Annotated in this window: 8 protein-coding genes and 1 pseudogene; all 9 read right to left on the bottom strand. The window is 71.9% G+C overall.

Annotated features, from left to right (window positions below; genetic code table 11):
* Positions 1-323: pseudogene (locus tag SACHA_RS21440) on the bottom strand (hypothetical protein); the annotation flags it as partial.
* Positions 324-860: 537 nt separating this feature from the next.
* Positions 861-1,691 (bottom strand): ABC transporter permease, encoded by an 831-nt coding sequence (locus tag SACHA_RS0110450; RefSeq protein ID WP_039738625.1) that lies wholly within the window; start codon positions 1,689-1,691, stop codon positions 861-863.
* A 9-nt stretch (positions 1,692-1,700) separates the two neighbouring features.
* Complete coding sequence (locus SACHA_RS0110445; protein ID WP_157601656.1) at positions 1,701-2,480, bottom strand: ABC transporter permease; 780 nt, start codon at positions 2,478-2,480, stop codon at positions 1,701-1,703.
* A 56-nt stretch (positions 2,481-2,536) separates the two neighbouring features.
* On the bottom strand, positions 2,537-3,502 hold the full coding sequence (locus SACHA_RS0110440; RefSeq protein WP_051110174.1) for an ABC transporter ATP-binding protein: 966 nt from the start codon (positions 3,500-3,502) through the stop codon (positions 2,537-2,539).
* A gap of 120 nt (positions 3,503-3,622) precedes the next feature.
* Positions 3,623-4,033 (bottom strand): nucleoside-diphosphate kinase, encoded by a 411-nt coding sequence (gene ndk, locus SACHA_RS0110435; RefSeq protein WP_019809487.1) that lies wholly within the window; start codon positions 4,031-4,033, stop codon positions 3,623-3,625.
* 165 nt (positions 4,034-4,198) lie between these two features.
* Positions 4,199-4,627 (bottom strand): DUF4233 domain-containing protein, encoded by a 429-nt coding sequence (locus SACHA_RS0110430; protein WP_019809486.1) that lies wholly within the window; start codon positions 4,625-4,627, stop codon positions 4,199-4,201.
* Positions 4,624-6,105 carry a bifunctional tetrahydrofolate synthase/dihydrofolate synthase gene (folC, locus tag SACHA_RS0110425; protein ID WP_028663061.1) on the bottom strand — a complete coding sequence of 494 codons (1,482 nt, stop codon included), beginning with the start codon at positions 6,103-6,105 and terminating at the stop codon, positions 4,624-4,626. The genes SACHA_RS0110430 and folC overlap by 4 nt, the downstream gene beginning before the upstream one ends.
* Positions 6,106-6,140: 35 nt before the next feature.
* On the bottom strand, positions 6,141-7,172 hold the full coding sequence (locus tag SACHA_RS0110420; protein ID WP_028663060.1) for a protein kinase family protein: 1,032 nt from the start codon (positions 7,170-7,172) through the stop codon (positions 6,141-6,143).
* Positions 7,173-7,201: 29 nt separating this feature from the next.
* Positions 7,202-9,874, bottom strand: coding sequence for a valine--tRNA ligase (locus SACHA_RS0110415; RefSeq protein ID WP_019809480.1), 2,673 nt, complete (start codon positions 9,872-9,874; stop codon positions 7,202-7,204).
* Positions 9,875-9,984 lie beyond the last annotated feature (110 nt).

Below are 9,984 nucleotides of genomic sequence, written 5' to 3'. Positions count from 1 at the left end.
GTCACCCCCAGGACCAGGCCCACGGCGCCGACCGCCCACGGGTTCAGCTCCACCACTGCCCCCCGCTACGCCTCGTCGCCCGCACGGGCACTCAGTTCTCGATCATGGCGACGAAGTCCCGCTCGCCGGGACACCCCGGACTGCGGGCTGCGCGCGGTCTCCCCGAGATCGGCCAGCGCCGTCAGCACCTCCCTGCTCGTGGTGCCGAGTCGTTTCGCCACCACGTGGACCCGGGTCTTCTCGGGCAGGTCCGCCAGCGTCTGCGCAGCGGATGTGACGGCGGTCCCGCCGACGTTCTCGGCGGGTGTCTCCGCGTTCGACATACATCTCCTCCACCCCCGGGCGCGTTCAGCACGCCGCCGCTCAGGGGCCGTGTCCCTGTTGTGTCCGCCGTGGTGGGGTCCACCCCGGCGGGAATCCTTGCCTTGCAAGCCACCGGAGGGCCGGCGTACACCGACACACCGCCGACGGCAGGTCCCGCGACGACGTCCCGGCGGAACACACGCACACCGGGTGCGACTCCCTGTCGTCGAGTCGTCCGGCACGTCCCGTGCGCAGTGGCGACGACCCGCGGTTCCTCCAGCACGTCACCGGGCCACCCGCAGTCGCCCCGCCATCCGTCGGCGCCGACGACTCGGTAACCGGTCTTCAGTATCCCATACTCACACGGCGTCATCGCGGCCCTCATCGGGGCGACCCCGAACAGCGGATCAGTACGCCGGTCGACGCGGACCGTGAGCTGTCCGTCACGCGGCCGGAGACTCCGGGTGGCGGGACCGCCGGGGCACGACCACGTCCCCGACGCGGTTCCCGGGACCGAGGATACCCCGCGCGGACGGACACCCGGTGGGAGCGCGCCGTCAGCGCAGGAGCATCCCCTCCACGCGGCGCGCCGCCGCATACACACCGCACGCGGCCAGCACCACCAGGTAGGTGACGTGAGCCAGCATGGACACGTCCGGCACCCCCGCCGCGAACCCGCGGGTCAGCTCCACCCCGTGGTAGAGGGGCAGACACCGCACGAGCACCGCGAGCGCGTCCGGGTAGACCGACAGCGGGAAGAACGTCGTGGAGAACAGGAACATCGGCACGATCGCCAGCTGCACGAAGTCGAACTGCGACGGTGTACGCAGCAGCGTCGCGCACACCATGCCGACGGCGGCGAACGCGAACGACACCAGCACCGCCACCGGCACCGTCAGCACCGCCCACGGGGTCTGCACGAGCCCCATCGCCGCCATCACGCCGAAGAACGCGCAGGCGTACAGGGCTCCGCGCAGCACCGCCCAGCCGATCTCCCCCAGCACGAGGTCGAGCGGCCCCATCGGGGTGGCGAGCATGGCGTCGTAGGTCTTGTCGTAACGGACCTTGAAGAAGGTGCCGAAGGTGGCGTCGAAGACCGCGCCGTTCATGGCCGAGGCCGCCATGAGCGCGGGCGCGACGAACGCCACGTAGGACATCGGCTGCCCGTCCGGTCCCACCACCTCGCCCACCAACCGACCGAAGCCGACCTGGAACGCGAGCAGGTACAGCACCGGCTCGACGACGCCGGAGACGAACACCAGCCAGACCCGCGAGTACACCAGCGCCGAGCGCTCGATCAACGCGGTGGCCCGGCCCGCGTACCGCGAGGCGGGCAGCATCCGGGCGAGCACGCCCGGGCCCGTCCGCGCCGGGGACCCACGCGACATCGCCACCACTCACACCACCAGCCGTCGGTAGAAGTAGTGCCGGGCCACGAGCCCGCCGACGGCGAGCACCGCCGCGAGGTAGGCGAGATGCCCCAGCACGGGCAGCGGCCCCGCCGACCCGAGCGTGGCCGCCCTGGCGAGTTCGTTGCCGTGCCACAGCGGCGAGGCCCAGGCGAGCCACCGCAGCGCCGCCGGGATATGCCCGACCGGGAAGAACGTGCCCGAGAACAGCACCATCGGCATCACGACGAACCGGAACACCGCGGCGAAACGTGCCCCCTCGTCGTAGGTGGTCGCCGCCACCGCCGTCACCGGCGCGGCACAGGCCAGCCCGGCCAGCACCCCGACCGGCACCACGAGCAGCACACCCGCACCGGTCCAGGCACCGAACAGGGCGGCGACGAGCGCGTACACCACGCAGGCGAGGGTCAGGCGCAGACCGACCCACAGCAGCTGCCCGCCGAGTACCTGGCCCGGAGTGACCGGGGTGGCGGTCACCGCGTGGTAGTCGCGCTGCCACTTGAACCCGGACAGCACCGGGTAGCTCGACTCCCCGACCGCGTTCTGCACCGCACCCGCCACCAGGAGCGCCGGAGCGACATAGTGCAGGTAGCTCACCCCACCGGTGGCGGCGCCGGGTTCCACCTGCGAGCCGAATCCGAGCCCCATCGCGAGCAGGAACAACAACGGCTGCAGGCCCGAGGAGTAGAGATTGGACGTCCAGTACCGGCGGTACCACGCCCAGCGGCCCTCCACCCGCAACCACGCCGCCCGCCACGAGCCCGGCACCGGTGCGGCCGCCTCCCCGGGTGTGGACCGGGTGTCGAGGCCGGACTCCGGCCCAGTCACTCGACCAGACTCCGTCCGGTGAGGCGCAGGAAGACGTCCTCCAGGGTGCTGCGCCGCACCAGGCTGGACACCGGACGCACTCCCCGGGCGTGGACGCGCTCCAGCGCCGCCTCACCCTCGGCGGTGTAGAGGAGAACCCGGTCGGGCAGGACCTCGGTGCGCTCGGCGAGGTCGCCCACCAGGTCGGGCAGGCCGGCCCGGTCCTGCTCCGCGGGCCGCAGTTCCAGCACCTCGCGGGTGGCGTACCGGCTGATCAGCTCGGCCGGGCTGCCCTCGGCGACGATCCGGCCGTCGTCCAGCACGACCAGGCGGTCGCACAGCTGCTCGGCCTCGTCCATGTAGTGCGTGGTGATCAGCAGGGTGACGCCGCGCGACTTGAGCCGGAACAGCCGGTCCCACAGCAGGTGCCGCGCCTGCGGGTCGAGGCCGGTGGTGGGCTCGTCGAGCAGCAGCAGGTCCGGATCGTTGACCAGGGACCGGGCGATGGTCAGCCGACGCTTCATCCCGCCCGACAGCGGCTCGACCTCGTCGTCGGCGCGGTCGGACAACTCCGCGAACTCCATCAGTTCCCCGGCGCGCCTGCGCACGACCGGACGGGAGAGCCCGAAGTAGCGCCCGTAGACCTGGAGGTTCTGCCGCACCGTCAGTTCGGCGTCCAGCGTGTCCTGCTGTGGGACGACGCCGAGCCGCGCCCGGATGCGGGGGCCGTTTCGGTCGGGATCCATGCCCAGCACCGCGAGGTCACCGTCCGAGCGTGGGGACACACACGCGATCATGCGCATGGCCGAGGACTTGCCCGCCCCGTTCGGGCCGAGAAACCCGAATGCCTCGCCGCGCCGCACGTGCAGATCGATCCCCCGCACGGCCTCCTTGGCACCGAACCGCTTGACCAGCGCTTTGGCCTCGACCAGCGGCGCGTCCCCCCGCGTCCGGTCCGGCCGGCCGGTTTCGGCCGCTTTCACCGTGTCGTCCACCACCGCGCCGACACTGCCACGGACCACCGACAGATCGCGATCGGATTCCCGGGGCGACCCGGCCCGGTGCCGCGGAGGAGGCCCCGCACGGCACCGGCGGCACGACGCTCAGAGGTCCGGGAACCAGAGCTTCAGCTCGCGCTCGGCGGACTCGGGCGAGTCGGACCCGTGCACCAGGTTGAACTGGACCTCCAGGGCGTAGTCCCCGCGCAGGGTGCCGGGCGTGGCCTTGTCCACCGGGTCGGTCCCGCCCGCGAGCTGGCGGAACGCGGTCACGGCGCGCGACCCCTCGACCGCCATCGCCACGACCGGGCCGGAGGTGATGAAGTCGAGAAGCTCGCCGTAGAACGGCTTGTCCTTGTGCTCGGCGTAGTGCTCCTCGGCCACCGACCGCGGCACGTCACGCAGGTCCATCGCCGCGAGGCTCAGGCCCTTGCGCTCGATCCGCGCGATCACCTCACCGACCAGGCCACGCTTGACGCCGTCGGGCTTGACCAGGACCAGGGTGCGCTCGCTCATGGTGCTCTCCTTCGCTCTGTGGGGGATGTGTCAAGACGTGAATTCTGTTGTCCGGCACCTTATCCATCCCCGGTCACAGCGATCCGGCACGCCCCTGGAGCGTCGACTCGCGGGGCTGGAGCGTCGACTCGCGGGACTGGGGTGGCGACTCGCGGGGCTGGAGGGTCAACTCGCGGGGTCGGTGGGGTGCTGGCCCGGCAGCCGGCCCTGGGCCATGCGGCGGGCGACGTCGCGGCGCAGCCACAGCAGCCACAGCCACACCGCCAGGAACAGCACCCCGATGACCGCCACCCACGGCAGGGTGACGACGAAGGCGAGCAGGGCCACCTGGAGCGCGAGGATCACCCACGTCGACCAGGCGAACCGCAGCAGGCCGCTGCACACCACGTGCGCGACGGCGATCCCGCCGACGGCCCAGCCCTGGACGCTCGTCAGACCGTCACCGAGCTGCGCGACGACCGGCAGGGCGAGCCCCACGACGATCGCCTCCAGCACGAGTGTGCCGGCCTGCACCCCCCGGAAGCCCTTCCACGGGTCCTTCGCCGGAGCCGGTCCGTCCTGGGTGGGGGCATCGGACGTCGGTTCGTCGCTCACTCCGGCTCCTTGCCGAACAGGGTGCGGGCGTCGCCCGCGGTGACGACCGAACCGGTCACGAGCACACCCCCGCCGGACAGTGGTTCCTCGGGCTCGTCGGTCTGCTCCACCAGGGCGACGGCCGCCTCGATCGCGGCGTGCAGGACCGGCTCCACCGTCACCCGCTCCTCGCCGAAGATCGACACGGCCAGTGCCGCGAGCTCGTCGGCGGGCATCGCCCGGGGTGAGGAGTTCGTGGTCACCACGATGTCGGACACGGCCGGTTCGAGCGCCTCCAGCACGCCGGTGACGTCCTTGTCCCGCAGCACGCCGACCACGGCGGCCAGCCGGCGGAACGCGAACTCCTCCTCCACCGTGGCGGCGAGCGCGGCCGCGCCGTGCGGGTTGTGCGCGGCGTCGAGCAGCACGGCGGGTGCGGCACGCACCCGCTCCAGCCTGCCCGGGGTGGCGACCTCGGCGAAAGCCTCCCGCACCGCGTCGACGGTGAGCTGCCGGTCCTTGCCCGCACCGAAGAACGCCTCCACGGCGGCCAGTGCCACCGCGGCGTTCGCCGCCTGGTGCGCCCCGTGCAGCGGCAGGAAGACCTCCTCGTAGACCCCGCCGAGCCCCTGCAGGCGCAGCAGCTGGCCGCCCACGGCGATCGTGCGGTCGAGCACACCGAACTCGCTGCCCGCCCGCGCGACCGCGGCCTCCACCTCGACGGCGCGTTCCAACAGGACGCGCTCGGCGTCGGGCTCCTGCTCGGCGAGCACCACCACGCTGTCCGGTTTGATGATCCCGGCCTTCTCCCCCGCGATCGTGGCGCGATCGTGGCCGAGGTACTCCGCGTGGTCGATGCCGACCGGCGTGATCACCGCCACCTGGGCGTCGGCGACGTTCGTGGCGTCCCACCGGCCGCCCATCCCGGTCTCCAGCACGGCGGCCTCCACCGGGGCGTCGGCGAACGCGGCGAAAGCCATCCCGGTGAGCACCTCGAACTTGCTCATCGCGGGGTCACCGGGCGCCTGCGCGCCGTCGACCATGCCGACGAACGGGGCGATGTCGCGGTAGGTGGCGACGTAGGTCTCCGGGGACACCGGCGCGCCGTCGATGCTGATGCGCTCGGTCGCCAGCTGCAGGTGCGGGCTCGTGTACCGGCCGACGCGCAGGCCGAGCCTGCTCAGCAGCGCCTCGATCATCCGCGCGGTCGAACTCTTGCCGTTGGTGCCCGCGACGTGCAGCACCGGGTAGGTGCGCTGCGGGTCACCGAGCAGGTTGACCAGCGTGGAGATCCGCGTCAACGACGGCTCGATCTTCGTCTCCGGCCAGCGCCGGTCCAGCTCGGCCTCCACGGCCACCAGGTCCCGGCGGGCCTGCGCGGCGATCGCGGCCTCGTCCACCGACGGTTCGGCCTCGGACTCGTCGTCCGGCAACGGACCGGCGATGAAGTTGTCCCCTTCCGACAGTTGCGGGGGAAACTCCTGGTCGTCGGAGGACACGCACACTCCCTACAGCTCGGTTGACACGTCCGAGTCTACGTCGGGCCCCCGTCGGGTTCGTCCGGTGCCCGGCTCCCCGCGCCGCGCGCGTCCCGCGCGGCGAACAGTTCCCAGTAGAAGCTGTTCATCCTCGCCGCGGCGGGTGCGTACCGGGTGAGGATGTCGGCCACGACCGGCGACACCTCGTCCGGAATGTGCCCGGCGGCGCACCGCCGTACGTACGCGTTGCGTGCGACGGGGGCGCCCCCGGTGGGTGTCGCGACTCCGCACACCGCGGTGACCACCCAGTTGACCAGACGCATGGCCGCGTAGTCGGCGTCGTGCGACCGGTTGCGGCGCACGAAATCCCGTTCGACGTCCGACAGAGCGAACCGGGGTGAGGTGGCCAGTCCGAAATCCGTGAGAAGTATCCGCTCGCCGTCCCCGCGCATGTTGTCGAAGTGGGCGTCCATGTGCAGTATCCGGCGAGCACCCAGGACGGTCACGTGGTGCATGAGCTGTTCCTCGACCATGCCGACCCTGCTCTCCGGCTCGCGCCGCAGCAGGTCCCGGAGGTCGTACGGAACGTACTCGCTGAACAGCACGAGGCTGGACGACGCCGTGCGCAGCGCGTCGAGGCGGGCACGCACCGCCGGAGCGCCGCCCAGCGCGGCCACGGCGGTGTCGAGGTCGACGTGGTCGTCGGGCACGCGGGGGCGGCCGGGCAGGACCCGCCAGTGGTAGAGCAACGGGAAGGATTCCGTCTCGCCGGAGAGCACCGCGTCGGTCACGATCCGGTTCGCGGCGAGCTCCCGCCACGCGTTGAGGCCGGGACTCCCGATCCCGTACTGGCAGATCATGGGCAACCCGAACAGGTTCGCGGTGGAACCGGGACGAGCGCGCTCGCGGTCCGTCAACGCGATGCGCTTGACGAACACCGGGACCGCGTCGACGTCCAGTACCGCCGTCGCCCCGCCCACACCCACACCGGCGACGGGGGCCGCGTCCACCCACGCGGCGAGTTCCCCGTCCCCGCGAGAGGAGAGCAGGGCCGCCACCCGTTCGTACCGGGCTCGCCTGCGCCGCACGGTGCGGACCCCGCCGGGTGGGTCCGGGATCAAGAGCCGAGCGTTTCCAGCCGGGCGGTGAGGCGGTCGATCTCCGTGGCCGCGGTCTCCTCCCGGGCGCGGATCTTGTCGACCACCTCCGCGGGTGCCTTCGCCAGGAACGACTCGTTGCCGAGCTTGTTCCGCGTCTGGGCGAGTTCCTTCTCCGCCGCGGCGAGGTCCTTGCGCAGCCGCTTGCGCTCGGCCTCGACGTCGATCGCCCCCGAGGTGTCCACCTCGACCGTCGCGGTGCCCGCCGAGAGCGCGACGTCCAGCGACGCGGTCGCCGTGAAGTCCGGACCGGGCTCGGTCAGCCGGGCCAGCGTCCGCACCGACTCCGTGTGGCCCGCCAGCACGGCGAACCCGCCTCCCGAGAGCCGGGTCACGACCCGCTGCCCGGGCTTGAGGCCCTGGTCGGAGCGGAACCGGCGGATCTCGGTGACCAGCTTCTGCACGTCGGCGATCCGTTCCTCGGCGGCGGGATCCCGGTCGGTCAGCCCGGACCGCTCGCGGGCGGGCCAGTCCGCGATGACCAGCGACTCCCCGCCGGTGAGGGTGGTCCACAGCCGCTCGGTGAGGAACGGGACGAACGGGTGCAGCATCCGCAGCACCACGTCGAGCACGTGGCCCAGCACCGCACGGGTGCCCTCGGCGTGCTCGCCGGACAGCTGCACCTTCGCCAGTTCCAGGTACCAGTCGCACAGCTCGTCCCACGTGAAGTGATAGAGCAGGTTGGTCGCCTTGGCGAACTGGAACTGCTCGATCAGGTCGTCGGCCTCGGCCACCACCGCGGACAGCCTGCCGAGGATCCACCGGTCGGCCTCGGTCAGCGCGTCCCGCTCGGGCACCGGGGTGGCCACCGTCGCGCCGTTGGTGATCGCGAAGCGGCTGGCGTTGAACAGCTTGGTGCAGAAGTTCCGCGCGCCCGCGGCCCACTCCTCGGCCAGCGCCATGTCCGCGCCCGGGTTCGCACCACGGGCGAGGGTGAACCGGGTGGCGTCGGCGCCGTAGCGCCGCATCCAGTCCAGCGGGTCGAGGACGTTGCCCCGGGACTTCGACATCTTCTTGCCGTGGGCGTCGCGGATCAGCCCGTGCAGGTAGATGTGCTCGAACGGCACGGAGTGCTCGGGACCGTTGTCCCGCATCGCGTACAGCCCGAACATCATCATCCGGGCCACCCAGAAGAACAGGATGTCGTAGCCGGTGGACAGCACGCTCGTCGGGTAGAACTTCGCCAGGTCGGCGGTGTCGTCCGGCCAGCCCATCGTGGAGAACGGCCACAACCCGGACGAGAACCAGGTGTCCAGCACGTCCTTGTCCTGGCGCCACCCCGGGCCGCTCGGCGGTTCCTCGTCGGGGCCGACACAGACGACCTCCCCGTCCGGGCCGTACCACACCGGGATGCGGTGGCCCCACCACAGCTGACGCGAGATCGTCCAGTCGTGCATGTCGTCGACCCAGTCGAAGTAACGCCTGGCCAGCTCCGGCGGGTGGATCGTGACCCGGCCGTCCCGCACCGCGTCCCCGGCGGCCTTCGCCAGTGGGCCCACTCGCACCCACCACTGCAGCGACAGGCGCGGTTCCACGACCGTGTCGCACCGGGAACAGTGCCCGACGGCGTGCACGTAGGGCCGCTTCTCCGCGACGATCCGACCCTGCTCGCGCAGGGCCGCCACGATCGCAGGGCGGGCCTCCAGTCGGTCCATCCCCTCGAACGGACCGTGCGCGGTCACCACGCCGCGCTCGTCCAGGATGGACGGCATCGGCAGGTCGTGCCGCCTGCCGATCTCGAAGTCGTTCGGGTCGTGGGCCGGGGTCACCTTCACCGCGCCGGAACCGAACTCGGGGTCGACGTGGCTGTCGGCGACCACGGGAATGCGGCGTCCGGTCAGCGGCAGCTCCACCTCGGTGCCGACCAGGTGGGCATACCGCTCGTCGTCCGGATGCACCGCCACGGCGGTGTCGCCCAGCATCGTCTCCGCACGGGTCGTGGCCACCACGATGGCGTCGTCGGCGTCGCCGTAGCGGATGGAGACCAGTTCACCGTCGTCGTCCGAGTGGTCGACCTCGATGTCGGACAACGCGGTCAGGCAGCGGGGGCACCAGTTGATGATGCGCTCGGCCTGGTAGATCAGCCCCTCGTCGTAGAGGCGCTTGAAGATGGTCTGCACCGCGCGGGAGAGCCCGTCGTCCAGCGTGAACCGCTCGCGCGTCCAGTCGACGCCGTCCCCGAGTCCGCGCATCTGGTCGAGGATCTTGCCGCCGTACTCGGCCTTCCACTCCCAGACCCGCTCGACGAAGCGTTCCCGGCCCAGGTCGTGCCGGGACAGCCCCTCGCCTGCCAGTTCCCGCTCGACCACGTTCTGCGTCGCGATGCCCGCGTGGTCCGTGCCGGGCAGCCACAGCACCTCGTAGCCCTGCATCCGCCTGCGCCGGGACATGGCGTCCATCAACGTGTGGTTCAGCGCGTGCCCCATGTGCAGGGTGCCCGTCACGTTCGGCGGTGGCAGCACGATCGTGAACGGCGGCTTGTCGGACCCGGCGTCCGCGGTGAAGTACCCCGCCGATACCCAGCGCTCGTAGAGGGCCGGCTCCTCCTCGGCCGGGTTCCAGGCGGTGGGCAGGTCGGTCCGGTGGGCCGCGCCCTCGGGCGCGGAGCTGTCGTTCACGGCGCTGTCGGTCACAGGGCAAGTCTAGGAAAGACCGTGGTCGGCACCCGCACCGCCTCCGGCGCCCCCGCCCGGAGCCGTGGCGCCGTCCCCGGCCCGGTCACCGTCGGCGCCGCCCGGTCCGG

It is taken from the genome of Saccharomonospora halophila 8 (genome assembly GCF_000383775.1).
GTDB classification, from domain to species: Bacteria; Actinomycetota; Actinomycetes; order Mycobacteriales; family Pseudonocardiaceae; genus Saccharomonospora; species Saccharomonospora halophila.
The sequence above is the reverse complement of the archived record's forward strand: the minus strand, read 5'-3'. Positions and strand labels throughout refer to the sequence as shown.

Bases quoted from the DNA above. Each gene is read 5' to 3' on its own strand.
- SACHA_RS0110450 (WP_039738625.1), bottom strand. From the start codon at position 1,691: ATGTCGCGTGGGTCCCCGGCGCGGACGGGCCCGGGCGTGCTCGCCCGG.
- ndk (WP_019809487.1), bottom strand. From the start codon at position 4,033: ATGAGCGAGCGCACCCTGGTCCTGGTCAAGCCCGACGGCGTCAAGCGT.